This window comes from Polynucleobacter sp. TUM22923, from assembly GCF_030295705.1.
Lineage (GTDB): Bacteria > Pseudomonadota > Gammaproteobacteria > Burkholderiales > Burkholderiaceae > Polynucleobacter.
Genome location: NZ_AP027274.1, coordinates 964,697 through 980,676, shown reverse-complemented (window position 1 = coordinate 980,676; position 15,980 = coordinate 964,697). Strand labels below are relative to the sequence as shown.

16 protein-coding genes and 1 tRNA gene are annotated in these 15,980 nt (G+C 41.7%); 13 read left to right on the top strand and 4 right to left on the bottom strand.

Translation table 11 applies throughout. The annotated features are described in order from the left end of the window. Position 1: 1 nt before the first annotated feature. The gene (locus QUD86_RS04995; protein ID WP_286295644.1) at positions 2 to 505 is read left to right on the top strand and encodes a hypothetical protein; all 504 of its coding nucleotides are present in this window, start codon (positions 2 to 4) and stop codon (positions 503 to 505) included. A 134-nt stretch (positions 506 to 639) separates the two neighbouring features. Here the strand turns inward: QUD86_RS04995 and QUD86_RS04990 are convergent, their stop codons facing one another. After that, positions 640 to 1,542 (bottom strand): LysR family transcriptional regulator, encoded by a 903-nt coding sequence (locus QUD86_RS04990; RefSeq protein ID WP_286295643.1) that lies wholly within the window; start codon positions 1,540 to 1,542, stop codon positions 640 to 642. A 103-nt stretch (positions 1,543 to 1,645) separates the two neighbouring features. Here QUD86_RS04990 and gcl point away from each other — a divergent pair, with 103 nt between their 5' ends. Genes gcl through pyk form a run of 5 tightly spaced genes read left to right on the top strand, consistent with a single transcriptional unit; the run spans position 1,646 to position 7,879 of the window. Continuing rightward, the gene (gene gcl, locus QUD86_RS04985; RefSeq protein WP_286295642.1) at positions 1,646 to 3,436 is read left to right on the top strand and encodes a glyoxylate carboligase; all 1,791 of its coding nucleotides are present in this window, start codon (positions 1,646 to 1,648) and stop codon (positions 3,434 to 3,436) included. 9 nt (positions 3,437 to 3,445) lie between these two features. After that, positions 3,446 to 4,231, top strand: coding sequence for a hydroxypyruvate isomerase (gene hyi / locus QUD86_RS04980; RefSeq protein WP_286295641.1), 786 nt, complete (start codon positions 3,446 to 3,448; stop codon positions 4,229 to 4,231). Positions 4,232 to 4,247: 16 nt separating this feature from the next. Next, positions 4,248 to 5,144 (top strand): 2-hydroxy-3-oxopropionate reductase, encoded by an 897-nt coding sequence (locus QUD86_RS04975; RefSeq protein WP_286295640.1) that lies wholly within the window; start codon positions 4,248 to 4,250, stop codon positions 5,142 to 5,144. A gap of 12 nt (positions 5,145 to 5,156) precedes the next feature. After that, the gene (locus QUD86_RS04970; RefSeq protein ID WP_286295639.1) at positions 5,157 to 6,482 is read left to right on the top strand and encodes a glycerate kinase type-2 family protein; all 1,326 of its coding nucleotides are present in this window, start codon (positions 5,157 to 5,159) and stop codon (positions 6,480 to 6,482) included. After that, a complete protein-coding gene (gene pyk, locus QUD86_RS04965) occupies positions 6,464 to 7,879 on the top strand; it encodes a pyruvate kinase (RefSeq protein WP_286295638.1) in 1,416 nt (471 codons plus the stop codon). Before QUD86_RS04970 ends, pyk begins: the two co-directional genes overlap by 19 nt. Before the next feature lie 60 nt (positions 7,880 to 7,939). Here pyk and QUD86_RS04960 read toward each other — a convergent pair whose 3' ends face one another. Then, positions 7,940 to 8,095, bottom strand: coding sequence for a hypothetical protein (locus tag QUD86_RS04960; RefSeq protein ID WP_286295637.1), 156 nt, complete (start codon positions 8,093 to 8,095; stop codon positions 7,940 to 7,942). Between the two features lie 68 nt (positions 8,096 to 8,163). Beyond that, the gene (locus QUD86_RS04955) at positions 8,164 to 8,496 is read right to left on the bottom strand and encodes a hypothetical protein (RefSeq protein WP_286295636.1); all 333 of its coding nucleotides are present in this window, start codon (positions 8,494 to 8,496) and stop codon (positions 8,164 to 8,166) included. Between the two features lie 251 nt (positions 8,497 to 8,747). Here QUD86_RS04955 and QUD86_RS04950 point away from each other — a divergent pair, with 251 nt between their 5' ends. From QUD86_RS04950 to QUD86_RS04920, 7 genes are all read left to right on the top strand, one after another. Continuing rightward, positions 8,748 to 10,007 (top strand): MFS transporter, encoded by a 1,260-nt coding sequence (locus QUD86_RS04950; RefSeq protein WP_286295635.1) that lies wholly within the window; start codon positions 8,748 to 8,750, stop codon positions 10,005 to 10,007. Between the two features lie 78 nt (positions 10,008 to 10,085). Then, entirely contained in the window at positions 10,086 to 10,772 is a 687-nt protein-coding gene (locus QUD86_RS04945; protein WP_286295634.1) for a dienelactone hydrolase family protein, read from the top strand. Positions 10,773 to 10,810: 38 nt separating this feature from the next. After that, entirely contained in the window at positions 10,811 to 11,308 is a 498-nt protein-coding gene (locus QUD86_RS04940; RefSeq protein WP_286295633.1) for a hypothetical protein, read from the top strand. A 341-nt stretch (positions 11,309 to 11,649) separates the two neighbouring features. After that, positions 11,650 to 12,018, top strand: coding sequence for a PEGA domain-containing protein (locus QUD86_RS04935; RefSeq protein ID WP_286295632.1), 369 nt, complete (start codon positions 11,650 to 11,652; stop codon positions 12,016 to 12,018). 234 nt (positions 12,019 to 12,252) lie between these two features. Next, on the top strand, positions 12,253 to 13,383 hold the full coding sequence (locus QUD86_RS04930) for a lipoprotein N-acyltransferase Lnb domain-containing protein (protein WP_286295631.1): 1,131 nt from the start codon (positions 12,253 to 12,255) through the stop codon (positions 13,381 to 13,383). A 93-nt stretch (positions 13,384 to 13,476) separates the two neighbouring features. Then, positions 13,477 to 14,430: an IS30 family transposase gene (locus QUD86_RS04925; protein WP_286295630.1), complete on the top strand. Its 954-nt coding sequence runs from the start codon at positions 13,477 to 13,479 to the stop codon at positions 14,428 to 14,430. A 736-nt stretch (positions 14,431 to 15,166) separates the two neighbouring features. After that, a complete protein-coding gene (locus tag QUD86_RS04920) occupies positions 15,167 to 15,427 on the top strand; it encodes a hypothetical protein (protein WP_286295628.1) in 261 nt (86 codons plus the stop codon). A 380-nt stretch (positions 15,428 to 15,807) separates the two neighbouring features. Here the strand turns inward: QUD86_RS04920 and QUD86_RS04915 are convergent. Beyond that, positions 15,808 to 15,894, bottom strand: a tRNA-Leu gene (locus QUD86_RS04915). Between the last annotated feature and the right edge of the window lie 86 nt (positions 15,895 to 15,980).

The following is a 15,980-nucleotide window of genomic DNA, read 5'->3' as shown; positions in this document are numbered from 1 at the left end:
AATGCTGGATTTCTTAAATCTATTCACCAGAGCAAAGGCGGCAGAATCTAAGGCGCTTGGATTTTGCTTTAATGATGGAGGTAGAGAGGCTGCGGGCTTTCAGGGTAGTGCAGGGGACTGCGTTGTTCGGTCTATTGCAATCGCGTTGCAATTGCCGTATCTGACAGTGTACGAGGATTTAAGAGATGCGAATGCAACTTACGCTCAATCACGAAATGATAAACTTGCCCGTAGGCTTAATGCCGGTGGATCCTCCCCTAGAAATGGTAATCATCGAAATGTATTTCATGACTACATTCTTGAACATGGATTTGAGTGGGTACCAACGATGAAGATTGGTTCGGGATGTCAGGTTCATTTACGCGCAAATGAATTACCGCTCGGAATACTGATTGTTAGGGTTTCAAAGCACCTCACTGCCGTTATAGATGGCGTGATACAGGATACACATAACCCCTCAAGGGCTGGGCAGCGCTGTGTTTACGGGTATTATTTAAAGCGCTAGAGTCTGTTTTTAAATACTTTCAAGGAATATAAAATATTTAAAACATATTGAGTGTTATGTAAGCGCTACTTGAGGATTTTCTTTTTTACCAACGCTTATATAACTTTACAGTGTTCAGTTAAAAGTATCATGCCTTAAAGAGGTGGAATCTCTACTTCGTATATTTTTTTAAGGTGAGAGATAAATTCTTGCACTTTGGTTGGTACGATTCTTTGATGTGGGTAAACCGCCATAATGTTGTAACCCGCAATACTGAATTCATCCAGTACAGTTATCAGCTTTCCATTTTTAAGTTCGTCCTGCACTTCCCAAGTTGAACGCCAAACTAGTCCTAGACCATTGATAGCCCAATTTTTCAATATTTCGCCATCATTGCAGTCAATTGAACCATGAGTTTTTACCTGAAAAGGAATGCCTTTGTCCTGAAATTGCCACGCATTGTGTGAGGTATCTCTGTAATTCAGTACCAAGCATTCATGACTTAGCAAATCCTTTGGATGTTGAGGGATGCCGTTCTTCTGGAGATAGGACGGGCTTGCACAAACAACCCTTTTATTGACAGCAAGCTCAGTGGAAACTAAATTAGGATCGACGTTTCCACCAATGCGGATGGATAGGTCATAGCCTTCTTGTACAAAGCCTAATACCTTGTCTGTAAAGTTAAAGGAAAGTTTAATTTTGGGATGTTGCTTAAGGAATAGCGCGGCGTGTGGAGCAATATGAAGTCGTCCGAATGCGGCAGGTGCAGTTATATTTAGATATCCAGTGACCTCTCGGGGCCCAAAAGAAATACTTTCTTCTACCTGATCCCATTCATTGGTGAGTCTACGGCAATCCTCTAAGAACAGCATTCCTACATCCGTAAATTTAATCGAACGTGTGCTGCGGTGCAATAGTTTTACACCCAACCTTCGCTCGAGCGCGTCTAAACGCCTACTTATTACAGCTGGTGTTACGTTCTCCTGAATGGCTGCTTTGGCTAGACTGCCAAAATCAGCTACTAGAAGCAGCGCTTTAGCTTCTTTGAACTTGTCCATTCGATACTTTATGTATGTATTGAGTTGATTAAAGTAGTCTCGATCTTTTTAGAAAGTATACCTATGATCTAGTTAGAAAAAAGAACACTTAACGGAGAACTACATGGCAAAGATGCGTGCAATTGATGCAGCGGTATTGGTATTGGAAAAAGAGGGTGTTGATCAAGTTTTTGGCGTTCCAGGAGCGGCCATTAATCCTTTATATTCCGCATTAAAAAAACATGGTGGTATTAGCCATATCCTTGCTCGACATGTAGAGGGTGCCTCACATATGGCTGAGGGCTATACACGTGCCAAAGCGGGTAATATCGGCATTTGTATTGGCACATCTGGCCCTGCTGGAACAGATATGATTACCGGGTTGTACTCTGCAGGTGCGGATTCTATTCCAATCTTATGCATTACCGGTCAGGCCCCAAGGGCAAGATTGTACAAAGAAGATTTCCAAGCAGTTGATATTGAGTCGATTGCTAAGCCGGTAACTAAATGGGCTGTTACAGTGCGCGAGCCTGGACTGGTTCCCCGCGCTTTCCAGCAGGCATTTCACTTTATGCGCTCAGCAAGACCTGGACCAGTGTTAATTGATCTTCCGATTGATGTCCAAATGGCCGAGATTGAATTTGACATTGATACTTATGAGCCATTGCCAGTTTATAAGCCACATGCGACTCGCAAGCAAATTGAAAAAGCAATGGATATGTTGATGTCATCTGACAAGCCATTGATCGTAGCTGGCGGTGGCATTATTAATGCAGATGCATCTAAGTTGTTGGTGGAGTTTGCAGAGATCACTGGTATCCCAGTTATTCCGACTTTAATGGGTTGGGGAACTATTCCAGACGACCATCATTTAATGGCAGGCATGGTTGGCTTACAAACAAGTCACCGTTATGGAAATGCAACGATGCTCGCTAGCGACTTCGTTCTTGGGATTGGTAACCGTTGGGCTAACCGTCATACAGGATCCGTTGAGGTTTACACAAAAGGGCGCACATTTGTACATATCGATATTGAGCCAACTCAAATCGGTCGAGTATTTAATCCTGATTTGGGGATTGTGTCTGATGCTGGTTCTGCATTAAAGCTGTTGGTTGAAATTGCCAAGGAAAGAAAAGCTAAAAACAAGCTCAAAGACTTTAAAGAATGGGCGGATCGTTGTGCGGAGAGAAAAGAACTAATGTTGCGCAAGAGTCATTTTGACAATATTCCTATCAAACCACAAAGAGTCTATGAGGAAATGAACAAGGCCTTTCCAAGAGACACAATTTATGTCACAACAATCGGTTTATCTCAGATTGCTGGAGGCCAGTTCTTGCGTGTTTATGGCCCAAGAAATTGGATCAATTGTGGCCAAGCTGGACCACTGGGTTGGACTATTCCTGCTGCATTAGGTGTTGTTGCTGCAGACCCCACTCGCACGGTAGTAGGGCTCTCTGGCGATTATGACTTTCAGTTTCTGATTGAAGAGTTGGCAGTGGGCGCTCAATTCATGCTGCCTTATGTGCATGTTCTGGTCAATAACAGCTACCTTGGCTTGATTCGCCAGGCTCAACGAGGCTTTGATATGGACTATGGTGTTCAGCTAGCATTTGAAAATCAAAATGTGGATGATCCTGTATTGAAGGGCTACGGAGTTGATCATAAAGCAGTCGTTGAGGGCTTAGGCTGTAAAACATTGCGCATAACAGACCCGAACAAGATCGAAGCGGCTTTGATAGAGGCCCAAAAAATGGCACGTCACTTTAGTGTTCCCGTAGTAGTAGAGGTTATTTTAGAAAAAGTAACTAACATCGCCATGGGTACAGAGATTGACAACATTATGGAGTTTGAAGATGTTGACTGTAGACATCCAGATGGTATTAAAGGCCTGGAGTTAGCTGGTTTACTTGATTAAGGAATTGATATGATCAAATTGTCAGCTAACTTATCTATGTTGTTCACGGAAGATGCATTTCTGCGGCGCTTCAAACGCGCTGCTGATAATGGTTTTGCAGCTGTTGAATTTTTATTCCCTTATGAATATAAGACTGAGGAAATTCAAGAAAAATTAAAACAATTTAATTTAAAAATTGTTTTGCATAATTTGCCAGCTGGTAATTGGGAGGGGGGTGAGAGAGGTATTGCTTGCCATCCAGATCGCATTGAAGAGTTTAAAAAAGGCGTAGATCTGGCGGTTGAATATGCATCGGCATTGGGTGTTACTCAACTCAATTGCTTGTCAGGAATCAAGCCAAGCAATGTGAGTGATACTGATGCTGAAAAAACTTTAATTGAAAATTTGAAGTTTGCAGCAGGTAAATTAAAAGCCGCAAATATTAAACTACTAGTTGAGCCAATTAATAACTACGACATTCCTGGATTTATCTTAAATTCCACTAAAAAAGCTATTGAAATTATGGATGCTGTAGATAGTGACAATATCTACCTTCAATATGACATCTACCACGCACAGCGCATGGAGGGTGAATTGCTGGGCAATATTCATAAGTACTTTGATCGAATTGCGCATATCCAGTTAGCTGACAACCCAGGCCGTAATGAGCCAGGAACGGGTGAGATTAACTATAAAAATATTTTCAAAGCGCTTAACAAATTGAATTATCAGGGCTGGATAGGTTGTGAGTACAAGCCAGCAAAAGAAACAACTGTTGGTCTGGTTTGGGTTGATACCCACGGATTAAATCACTAAATTAAATGGAAGAATTATGAAAGAGAAAATTGGATTTATCGGTCTAGGCATTATGGGAACACCGATGGCTCTGAATCTACTAAATGGTGGTCACGAGTTGTATGTTTACACTCCAAAGTCACCATCAAAAGCGTTATTGGACGCTGGAGCAATTTCTTGTTCAAGCTCAAATGAAGTGGCCATCAAATCTAATATTATTATTATGATGGTGCCCGATACTCCAAACGTAGAGGATGTTTTATTTGGGGTAAATGGTGTGGCTGAAGGTCTTTCATCAGGATCTAAGGGAAAAATTGTGGTTGATATGAGTTCTATTTCGCCCATGACCACTAAAGAATTTGCTAGAAAAATTAACGCTATTGGTTCAGCGTACTTAGATGCACCTGTATCTGGTGGCGAGGTTGGGGCTAAAGCGGCCAGCTTAACAATTATGGTCGGCGGCTCGCAATCTGACTTTGACCGCGTCAAACCATTATTTGAATTAATGGGAAAAAATATTACTCTCGTTGGCGGTAACGGAGATGGTCAAACTACCAAAGTGGCCAACCAAATTATTGTTGCTCTCAATATTCAAGCGGTATCAGAAGCGTTGTTATTTGCCTCTAAGGCAGGCGCAAATCCTGCTAAAGTTCGGGAGGCGCTGATGGGCGGGTTTGCATCCTCTAAAATCTTAGAGGTTCATGGAGATCGTATTGTTAAAAGAACATTTGATCCCGGGTTTAGGATTGAACTTCATCAAAAAGATTTGAATTTAGCTCTCCAGGGGGCTAAGGAGTTAAATATATCCTTGCCGAACACTGCTGTTGTTCAGCAATTAATGAGTGCATGCTCGGCAAATGGCTTAAGTAAGATGGATCATTCGGCACTGTGCAGGGCTATTGAGATAATGTCTAATCATCAAATAGCTAGTTAGTATTCAGCCTAAATGAATGCAAGCTCAGCTGAGGAGATTTTAAAAGAGCTCTTTGCTGTGGCTGTTGAGGCGGCCAGTCCAGATTTTTTAAAATTTAAGGACTTTTTTCCTATTCCTCCAAGCGGAAGAATTGTTGTTGTTGGCGCAGGAAAGGCGGCAGCATCGATGGCTCTGTCTTTTGAGCGAGCTGCTAAATCGTTTTGGCCTAATAGTGAATATCAAAAAATTTCGGGGCTCGTCATTACTCGCTACGGTCATGGCTTAGATTGTGAAAAAATCGAAGTAATTGAGGCGTCCCATCCAGTTCCTGATGAGGCTGGTGAGAATGCTGCTCATCTGATTATTCAAAAAGTATCCGGACTAACTTCAGATGATTTGGTGGTTTGTTTAATTTCTGGAGGTGACTCTGCCTTGTTAGCAGTTCCTGCTGATGGCATCAGTCTCATTGAAAAAAAAGCAGTGAATAAACAGTTACTTTCATCTGGGGCCTCAATCTCTGAAATTAATTGCGTTCGAAAGCACTTATCTAAGATTAAAGGTGGACGTTTAGCCCAGTTTTGCTACCCAGCAAAAGTCATCACTTTTGTTGTTTCTGATGTACCGGGCGATGATCCTAGCATTATTGCAAGTGGGCCTACCTTGCCAGACGAAACCAGTTGCGATGATGCCTTGGAGATTATTAATAAGTATCAAATTAAGGCACCAGCAGTAGTACTCGAGCGCCTTAAAAAAGGTGATCTAGAGACGCCTAAAAAAACAAATCCTATTTTTAATGATGTGTCTAAACCCATTGTTATGGGTACGGCACAGCAATCCCTACAAGCAGTTAAGTCATTTGCTCAAGAGCGGGGGCTTAATACGGTCATTCTTTCAGATTGTATGGAGGGAGAGGCTAGTGAAGTAGGGAAGGTGTTGGGTGCCATTGCACTAGGTTTTTCTCAGATTGATCAGGGAGGCTTTACTAAACCCTTGCTTTTATTAAGTGGAGGCGAGACTACAGTCACTGTAAGGGGGAATGGCAGGGGTGGTCGCAATGCTGAGTTCCTTTTAAGTCTTACCGAGACCCTCAATGGAAGTAAGGGTATTTATGCCTTAGCAGCAGATACTGATGGTATTGATGGCTCCGAGGATAATGCCGGCGCTATTACCACCCCAGAAACGATTGATTTAGGTATTGAAAAGGGCATGTCTATCAAAGATTTCATGGCACGCAATGATGCTTATAGCTACTTTGAAAATATCAAATCGCTTATCAAAACTGGCCCGACTAGAACAAATGTTAACGACTTTAGAGCAATATTAATTTTAGAAAGTGAAGTATGCGAAAAGCAAAAATAGTAGCAACCTTAGGCCCATCGAGCAGTTCAGCCAAGGAAATTGAAAATCTGGTAATTGCTGGTGCCGATGTATTTCGACTGAATTTTAGCCATGGCACGCATGAAGATCATCAATTACGTTATCAAACAATTCGTAAGGTTGAACAGAAGCTAAAGAAACCCTTAGCAATCTTGGCGGATCTTCAGGGTCCAAAACTAAGGGTGGGTACTTTTACGCAGGGCTCTGTCACGCTAAAAGAAGGTCAGTCATTTATATTAGATTCTAAAAATAGTCTGGGCAACTCTCAAAGAGTATTTCTTCCTCATCCAGAGTTATTTAAAGTGGTTAAAAAAGGACAAAATCTTCTCATTGATGACGGAAAAATTCGTCTAAAAGTAACAGGATCAACCAAGACTGAAATTAAAACAGAAGTAGTGATTGGTGGAGTGATATCAAACCGAAAGGGGGTAAATGTACCCGATGCTATTTTGCCAATTAAAGCACTTACTGCTAAGGATAAGGTAGATTTAGAGTTTGCACTTTCTTTAGGAGTTGACTGGGTGGCTCTCTCATTTGTTCAGCGGGTTGAGGACATTTTAGAGGCGCAACATTTAATCCGAGGTAGAGCTTGGATCATGTCAAAGTTAGAGAAGCCTGCAGCCTTGAAGAGCTTGAGTGAGATCATTCAAGCATCTGATGGGGTGATGGTGGCACGGGGAGATTTGGGGGTTGAATTGCCTCCTGAGAAAGTGCCTCAGGCTCAAAAAAATATTATTGCAATTTCTAAACTTTATGGTCGTCCAGTAGTTGTTGCAACTCAAATGCTGGAATCTATGATTTCCACTCCCATACCTACTCGAGCAGAAGCATCTGATGTTGCGCATGCTATTTATGATGGTGCTGATGCGGTAATGTTATCTGCTGAATCTGCAAGTGGGAAATATCCAGTTGAAGCAGTGGCAATGATGGATAAAATTATTATTGAAGTGGAGCAAGATCCTGCATTTGATAAGGCCAATCTTAGTGATGCTTATAATTTAAGGGGGACTTTTACCAATGAGGCTGATGCAATATGTGGCGCATTGCGTGATGTTTCAAAGGCTATCAAGGCTGTTGCGATTGTTACTTATACTAGCGGTGGGTATACAACACTCAGAGCTGCAAGGCAGAGACCCGACATTAACATTGTAAGCATAACGCCCAACATCAGTACAGCCAGAAGGCTATGTATGGTTTGGGGTGTTCATTCAGTGATTGGTGCAGAGTCTACTAATATTGTAGAGATGGAAAGTCTTGCAATTGATACTTGTCTTGCGATGGGATTTAAGCCCAAGAAAAAGATTGCTATTAGCGCTGGCATTCCTTTTGGAAAACCAGGATCTACTAATCTATTGAAAATTGCTGAATTGAAGCATTAATTACTAGAAACAGTTTTTTTGTTATGTAAAAGGTAATTAATGCTCATCATCAATTTACTGTTACCAGTTGCCGCTAGTTCTGCGGGTTTTCTGCTCCATTACTTTTGCTTCCGCAAAGGATTGGGTCAAAATAGTAAGAATATTTTTTAATGCAAATATTGGCATAAAGCTTGAAGCTGTCGATGCCTGGTAAAACGCTGGGTTACTCGATGCCATGATGGGCTCCTTAAGGGTTAACCCCTAATATATCACCAAAATCATCAATGTCAAGGGTAAACCCTAGATTAGCTACTAGCAGCGTATTTTCTGGTCCAAGCCTCTTTGTAGCAGGCAATCATGCCAATCATCATTGCTGTGGTCCAGGCCAAGGTAAAGAGGCCAGAAAAAGAGATGAAAAAGGCAACGCTTTTCCATCCTTGGGGCAAGATGTCAGAAGCAAAGCCTACTGTGGTGTAGCAGCTTCCTACAAAAATAATGGTATCAATAGGGTCGGCAATGAGGTTGAAACGCTGAATGAGCATTGTCCAAATAAAAATCTCACTCATGTGAATCAAGGCAATCAGAATAAATGCAATGTAAAAGTGCAGAAACACGCGGTTATATTGGTTTTGCTTCAAGTTAGCCTGCGAGCGCCGCTCAAACCGCATTGACACTCGAATAATACATAATCCATGAAAAAATAAAATAAGGATGAGACCTATAAGCCCAAAGCCAATGTCCCTGAATAGGTGCAAATATGGAAAGTTTAGGATGGGAAAATTTAAGTCTGTCAGATTCATAAGGTTGTTTTAGCTCAATTTTTTAGTCAAAGATTTTTACGGGCTAAAGGTTGATAATAGAGCAACCATCATTTCCACTAAAGAACCTATTGATTGAGCAACAGAGCGCAGTAGCCAAGAAAAAAGAGCGTTTTTTCTTACTTTCTTTGGCTGGAATCCAATTTACTCACATTTTGGATTTTATGATCATGATGCCTTTGGGTCCTGACTTTATTCGGGAACTCAACATCAATACGCATCAGTTTGGCCTGTTGCTTTCGTCTTACACTTTCGCCGCAGCTTTAGCGGGCATTTTCGCCACTTACTTTATTGATCGTTTTGAGCGTAGAGTCTTATTGTTAAGTTTGTACGCATGCTTCATTATTGCAACACTGATTTGCGGCATTGCACCAGACTACCATTCCTTATTTATTGCCCGGGCATGTGCCGGTGCGTTCGGTGGCATTTTGGGCTCATTGGTGCAGACTATTGTTGCTGATGCCATTCCGTTTGAGCGAAGAGGTAAAGCGCTGGGTACGGTCATGGCGGCATTTTCAGTCTCTACAGTTGCCGGGGTTCCCCTCAGTTTAATGTTGGCCAACCATATTCCTTCACTTGGGTGGCGGGCACCATTCTTTTTTATTGGTTTGATTTCGAGTTTTATTTTGTATTTGGCTTATCGCAATATTCCTAAAATATCAGGGCATCTGGGCCATGTTTATGAGGGTTCAAGACTGCGTCAAATTATGGATATATTTTTTGCGCATCAGCATCTACGTGCCTTTGTCTTTATGGCATTAATTATGATCACCGGCTTCTCGGTTATTCCCTACATCGCCTTGTATTTAACAGCAAACGTCGGCATCGATAATTCCTATATATCCTTGGTATATCTCTGTGGAGGCATTGCCACCCTGATTAGCTCTCGATATATCGGTCACTTAGCCGATAAATTCGGTAAGGTAACGGTGTTTAAGTATTTAGCGATCATTAGTTTGATACCTTTACTAATCACGACTAACTTACCCCAAGTTCCACTGTGGATTGTATTAATCAATCAGACGGCATTTTTCATTTTGATCTCTGGCAGAATGATTCCTGTGATGGCGATTGTGAGTCAAGTTGTTGAGCCGCGCACGAGAGGCACTTTTATGAGTCTGGTTGGCTCCGTGCAGATGTTCGCCTCGGGTGTTGCCTCTGTCATCGCGGGCGTAGTTGTGACTATTGGGGTAGATGGAAAGATGGAGCATTACAACTTAGTGGGTTATGGCGCTGCATTGTGCGGCCTGTTAACTTTTTGGCTGGTCGGATATATTCACAGCGATCCCCATAAAAATCCCCAAGGAACTCCCCAAGGAACTCCCCAATGAAGCTCTGCCAAATCTTCTAAATCCAATTGATTTATATTCGTATAAATTGAAAAATAATAAAAGAGAAAAGAAAACATCATGATTACTTTTGAAAGGCCTGATGGTAAAACTGTCGAGGCGTATTTAGTCGAGCCTAGTGATGGCACTAACGCCCCCGGTGTTGTTGTCATTCAGGAGTGGTGGGGTTTAGATCAAGAGATCAAAGATATTGCAGATCGTTTAGCAAAAGCTGGTTACAGAGCATTAGTGCCTGACTTATATCGCGGAAAGTTAGCGCTCGAAACACATGAGGCTGAGCACTTAATGAATGACCTCAATTTTGGTGATGCTGCCAGTCAGGATATTCGCGGTGCAGTTCAATATCTCAAAGCCAGCGGTAGCGCTAAGGTAGCGGTTACTGGTTTTTGTATGGGTGGTGCCCTAACAGTATTAGCAGCTGGTTTGGTGCCAGAATGCGATGGAACAGTTGTCTGGTATGGCTATCCTCCACTAGAGTACGTGGATGCTAGCGCTATTAAAAAGCCGATGTTGGCACACTGGGCGCTTCACGATGATTTTTTTAATATAGCTGGCGTGGATCAGCTTGAAGAAAAACTGAAGCTTTCTCATGTGGATTACGATTTCCAGCGTTACGATGCAAAGCATGCTTTTGCCAACCCAAAATCTAGCGCTAGAAATTTGCCCCCACTTGAATACAATTCTGAAGATGCCAATTTAGCTTGGGATCGCTCAATAGATTTCCTCAAGAAAAATTTAAGTAACTAGTCATTGCCGCTTTCAATCCTATTTTTTTTACTCATCTTATGCACCTTTTCTCTGAAAACCTCGCTGTTGAAATTTCCTCCTATTACCGAAACCTTGCCTTAGGGCATGGTGTCATTCCAAAAGTATTCACTCTGGTAAATAGCGAGGGTGGTCAATACCTCTTCTTCGTTGACGACTTACAGATGGAAGTTGAGAAGGAAAACCAATTTTTAACCTATATTGTTCAAGAGCATGAAGCGGTTTGTTATGCCAGGGGTACGCTCGTTATTTTGGAAAAATCGCAGCAATTAATCGAATTTGCCGTGATTGATCACGACGATGAAGAGGCGATCGTGTGCTCCGCTGAATTAATGCGAGATCTTGAGGATAGACCGGTTGGACTGACTGAGTTTGAGAAGACTTTAGCTCCCAAGAGAACAATCTTCTTTGGTGGCCTATTTAAGCCATTGCAGCTTTCGGAGGATCAAGCGGAGGAGTTTGAGGCACTCTGGACTGAGATGAAGCCAAAGATTCTGCATCGAACGATGGAAGCCTAAGTATCTATTGAAAAAGGACCCTAAAGTCCCCATATAGATCTTAGGCAGCATGTTTGGTGCCCAAGCCCCACGTAAATAAGTCTAAAGCCGCTTAGATCAGGGGGTTACATGGTTATAGGGGCGTAAATTAGTGCGTAAATTCTAATAATTTTCCATCCAGGTAACTTTGTTGATGCCCCTGGCGTTATTAGCCCTTAAGCTAATTATAAAAATCATATATTTAAAATAGAATGTGTTTTTCCCTTTTTAACTATTCCCAGCTTAGCCTGTTACTTGGCATTAGGATAGGGTGGGGAAATTAATTAGTTTGATTTACATAAATTCTCTCGATTGGAAACCATATGAAATATTTAGCACTTTTATTTACAGTTTTGGCTCTGGTAACAACTGGATGCTCTACGATCATTAATGGAAAAACTGAACAAGTATCGATTAATTCGAACATTATTGATGCAAATATTGCTGTCAATGGTTTGAATATTGGCAAAACCCCATATACGGGCCCAGTAGTTAGGGGTGACGCAACAACTGTTACGGTAAGTAAGGATGGATTTATTCCTAAGACTGTTACTCTTGGCACTACGTTCGAGCCAATTTTTTGGGGAAACATTATTTCTGGTGGCTTTTTTGGATCAACTACAGATGCTGCAACTGGAAGTATGTATAAGTACTCACCAAACTCAATACAAATTGACTTAGTAAAAAAGTAACCCTAGCAAGTGACCTTTGCACTCCTCGTATCAATCTGATAGTACTTCAAAATACTTCGGAATTAATAGAGGAGTTGCATCGAGGAACGGGCAAAATATCGCTTGCTATATATAAAAACTTTAACTTCGAAAAAACGTTAACGTACGCAGCTTGGATAATAGAGTTACGATCATTGCTTAAAAGATCCTCAAGTATGGAAGACTTTGCGTGCATGACTAGTCAGAGTTTGTAATTTGAAATTAGGCCCCACGAAGAGATTCATTCTCGCAATTATTTTCTTTTTCAATTCTTCCGCGTTTGCACAATGGGTTGAATCCGACTATCAGAATAAGGTTGATGGCAAAAAAAGATTAAGCATAGTTTATGTTGGTCAAAATATTAAATCACCAATCTCCATGTTTGGGCACGTGTATTTAGTTTTTCATGATGAAAGAGTTCCCGAGCCAAATGCCATTACTTTTGAGTTTACTGGAAGTATTAATGGTGTCGGAGATTATTTAGGAACGCTATTTGGAACAACTAAAGGTTTTTATAAATTTAGCCTGCTGGATTACAAAAAAAGAGATCATGATCTAGAAAATAGAAGCTCTTGGGTTTATGAAGTAGCCTTCACCGATGATGAGCTTACTACTTTTAAGAAAAATATAGCCGTCTTAAGCTCAAATGAATACCACTACTCTGTATTTAATCTAAATTGCGCATCCTATTTGATAGAGCAAATTAGATCAATACGTGGGCAAGAATATCAGCAGGAAAGTATATTTTTCGTTTCACCAGACTCTACTATTAGATGGTTGCATAAAAAGCAAATGATTGGCACACCTTTGTTCATACCTTCATCACAGGTTAAGGCTTTGGGCTACTTTAATAAGCTTAATGGCGAGGATCAATCAAAGGTAATGCAGGCATTTGCAGGCGTTTCAATAACAGATCCGCCTAGTTCTGATAATTTTTCTAAAGCACTTTCCGCATCAGCTGATTATCTGATGGCTCGTGATGATAATTTTTCAAGTCGCGTCAATGTTTTTAATATCAAAAAAAATCATCCCCTTTCAGATGAAAATGCAGTGAAATTTTATGACCCAGCTGAAATTGATGGTTCAGCAACTTATTCTGCATTGCTCTCTAATCAAGGTTTAATCTTTAAATTTAGACCAGGCTTCCTTGACTTTGAGAATGAGAGTTTTTATGGGTTGCGTAATAGCTCAACAGAATTTCTTGGTCTAAGCATTTTGCTAAATACCAAACGACTTGAGTTAGAAAAATTTACCTTATTCAGGGCTGAGGCATATGTACCCGATGAATTTCTTTACGATTCCGGCTCTCAATTATTTGATATTTCTTTTACTAATTTTAGAAGGTGAATTCAACTACGAAGTGCAACTTTGATCAATTAGAGCTAGTGGCTAAGGATATTTTAGTATCCATAGTTTCTAGACCTGCAAGTCAAAGTAGCCATGACCTATCAACACCTTAGCCAAGAAGAACGATATCAGATTTATATCCTCATGAAAGACGGAAAAACCCAAAGCCAGATCGCCCAGCTCATGAATCGACATAAGTCGACCATTGGCCGAGAGCTATCTCGCAATACCGGAGGCAGAGGATATCGACCGAGACAAGCCTGTTTATTAGCAGAGGAACGCTCCCTAGGCTCTCGTAATGCTACCCAAATCACCCCAGCTGATTGGGATCAAACGGTAGAGTACCTACAAGACCAATGGAGCCCTGAGCAAATCGCAGATGTTGTAGGGATTAGCCATGAGACCATCTATCGCCATGTTTATGCTGATAAAGCCGCTGGTGGCACTCTTTACCAGCAGTTACGCTGTCAAAAGAAACGTAAAAAGCGCTATGCCAGTGGCCGGGATCGACGAGGCCAGATCGTAGGCAGAAGGCCGATTAGTGAGCGCCCAGAGCATATTGAAGCCAGATCTCAAGTCGGTCACTGGGAAGGCGATACCGTGATTGGGGCAGCGCACAAACAAGCTATTGTGACCTTAGTGGAGCGCAAGAGTGGTTATGCTGTTCTAGCCAAAGTACCCAATAAAACTTCGACCCTGGTAGGTAACGCCATTATTGAAGGACTGGCCCCCTATCAAGCTAAGGTCAAAACACTAACTTATGACAACGGAAAGGAATTTGCCGAGCACGCCCGGATTGATACAGCACTGCAATCCACCACCTACTTTGCTGATCCTTTTGCCAGTTGGCAACGCGGTTCTAATGAAAACTTCAATGGCTTACTAAGGCAATACATCCCCAAAAAGAGGCCTTTATCCACCGTAACTGATGAGGAGCTTAGAATGATTGAAAGCAAGCTTAATAACCGACCTCGTAAGAGGTTGGGATTTAAAACCCCCAATGAAGTGTTTATGCAGTCCTTAAACCGTGTTGCACTTCGTGTTTGAATCTACGGAAGTTTTTATAATCAAAAAAATCAGGAAACTGCTATTACTTTCGCAAAAGGATATACAAAGGCGATTCAAGGTCAACTTTTTTCTGTATTGCCATTAGTTAGTCTAAAAAAGATTGATACAGAGAGTCAAAATGAGGCGGCACCGTTTTTAGGCTTTAGAGCTAGGCTGTATGGTGATCTACCTTGGAACCTCGCTTATAGACTAAATTATGATAAGTTTTATAGTAAGTTTTCTGACGGAGCTGGTGTTAAAAGCATTCTTGATGCAGAGATCTTTTCGACAAAGGCCCTTGATGTTGGTGTGTCATTAAACTACGCTCTGGTGAACAGCGTTTCAAGAATAGGTCTGAGATTTTATAAAACATTTTAGTTATATTTACTTTGATAATCTTGCCATAATCCATTTAATTTTCGACTCGTCTTGGCTGTCGGCATCTGATTTTCAGCATTAAGTAAAGCCGATTCGGGGCTGCAGGGATATATCTCAATGGATAAAGTTTCGCGAGATGTGCTTGAAGAAGAATTTCCAGCCGTACCCTCAAACAATATTCGGGAAGACATTGGATTTGTTAAGGCAATGCGTATCGGCTAGTTTTTTCACCAGATACAATGGTAATTGCCCAAATGACATATGAATTTTCAGTTTTCGCGGGGGTAGCTGTAAGTTCAGCGGTGGGTGGGCTTAGTGCTCAAGCTGGGTATAACGCTCAAGGGGCAGTACTAGAGCTATGGTGGGAGCCACAGCAGGGGTTATTGCTAGTGCCATACTTAACGTAGTTGAAGAAAATGATCTTACCAAACTTCGTGCTGTCTCTAACTTTGGTGCAAGACTTCAAAAGACGCCTTTATTTGGAGTCTTTAATACTAGCTTTACGCCGGGCTGGCTGGGTGATCGAGATATAGGAAATGTGCCAAAACAGATTGCGCTGGGGATTTATCAAGCGGTATTTTATGGAACACCTATAGTGATCAAGCAAGATCAACCGTAGGGGGTGATCCGCAGCAGAGGGCAATCATCCCCATTATCTCAACGTACCGTGGTGATGCATATAAAGAGAGGTGCCCTAAAAAAATGGCTGGGAAGTAGCTGTGACCAACGTTGTTCTGACAAAACCTGTTATTGCTTACAGCTGGATACATGGTTTTGAAGAGCATAATAGTGTGATTGCCAGCGCTTCAATCTCAGCAAAATATAACCTATGAAGCATCTAATTCGTTGCAAAAAATAGATGATCTGTTGGCAGCTCCCTTTTAAATACTAAGCAGTTTGTATTGTTGCTTTGCTATGAGTATTTAGGGTGCAACATGGATGCGTTGTCAGTAGGAATCCACACTACAAACCCTGAAAACGTCGGTTTGCAGGTTAAAATGGTGCCCAGGAAGGGACTCGAACCCCCACAACCTTACGATCGCCAGCACCTGAAGCTGGTGCGTCTACCAATTTCGCCACCTGGGCATGCCGTTATTATAAGGGATGTGCCTTAAAGTGCCATTTATAACCCCATTTGCCTTTCCCCCCTCAGACTTGGTGGTTTGATAGAG

Excerpts from the sequence above, each read along its gene's own strand:
- QUD86_RS04960 (WP_286295637.1), bottom strand. The coding sequence starts at position 8,095 with ATGGCATCGAGTAACCCAGCGTTTTACCAGGCATCGACAGCTTCAAGC.
- gcl (WP_286295642.1), top strand. The coding sequence starts at position 1,646 with ATGGCAAAGATGCGTGCAATTGATGCAGCGGTATTGGTATTGGAAAAA.
- hyi (WP_286295641.1), top strand. The coding sequence starts at position 3,446 with ATGATCAAATTGTCAGCTAACTTATCTATGTTGTTCACGGAAGATGCA.
- QUD86_RS04935 (WP_286295632.1), top strand. The coding sequence starts at position 11,650 with ATGAAATATTTAGCACTTTTATTTACAGTTTTGGCTCTGGTAACAACT.
- QUD86_RS04940 (WP_286295633.1), top strand. The coding sequence starts at position 10,811 with ATGCACCTTTTCTCTGAAAACCTCGCTGTTGAAATTTCCTCCTATTAC.
- QUD86_RS04995 (WP_286295644.1), top strand. The coding sequence starts at position 2 with ATGCTGGATTTCTTAAATCTATTCACCAGAGCAAAGGCGGCAGAATCT.
- QUD86_RS04975 (WP_286295640.1), top strand. The coding sequence starts at position 4,248 with ATGAAAGAGAAAATTGGATTTATCGGTCTAGGCATTATGGGAACACCG.
- QUD86_RS04920 (WP_286295628.1), top strand. The coding sequence starts at position 15,167 with ATGGTGGGAGCCACAGCAGGGGTTATTGCTAGTGCCATACTTAACGTA.
- QUD86_RS04945 (WP_286295634.1), top strand. The coding sequence starts at position 10,086 with ATGATTACTTTTGAAAGGCCTGATGGTAAAACTGTCGAGGCGTATTTA.
- QUD86_RS04925 (WP_286295630.1), top strand. The coding sequence starts at position 13,477 with ATGACCTATCAACACCTTAGCCAAGAAGAACGATATCAGATTTATATC.
- pyk (WP_286295638.1), top strand. The coding sequence starts at position 6,464 with ATGCGAAAAGCAAAAATAGTAGCAACCTTAGGCCCATCGAGCAGTTCA.
- QUD86_RS04970 (WP_286295639.1), top strand. The coding sequence starts at position 5,157 with ATGAATGCAAGCTCAGCTGAGGAGATTTTAAAAGAGCTCTTTGCTGTG.
- QUD86_RS04990 (WP_286295643.1), bottom strand. The coding sequence starts at position 1,542 with ATGGACAAGTTCAAAGAAGCTAAAGCGCTGCTTCTAGTAGCTGATTTT.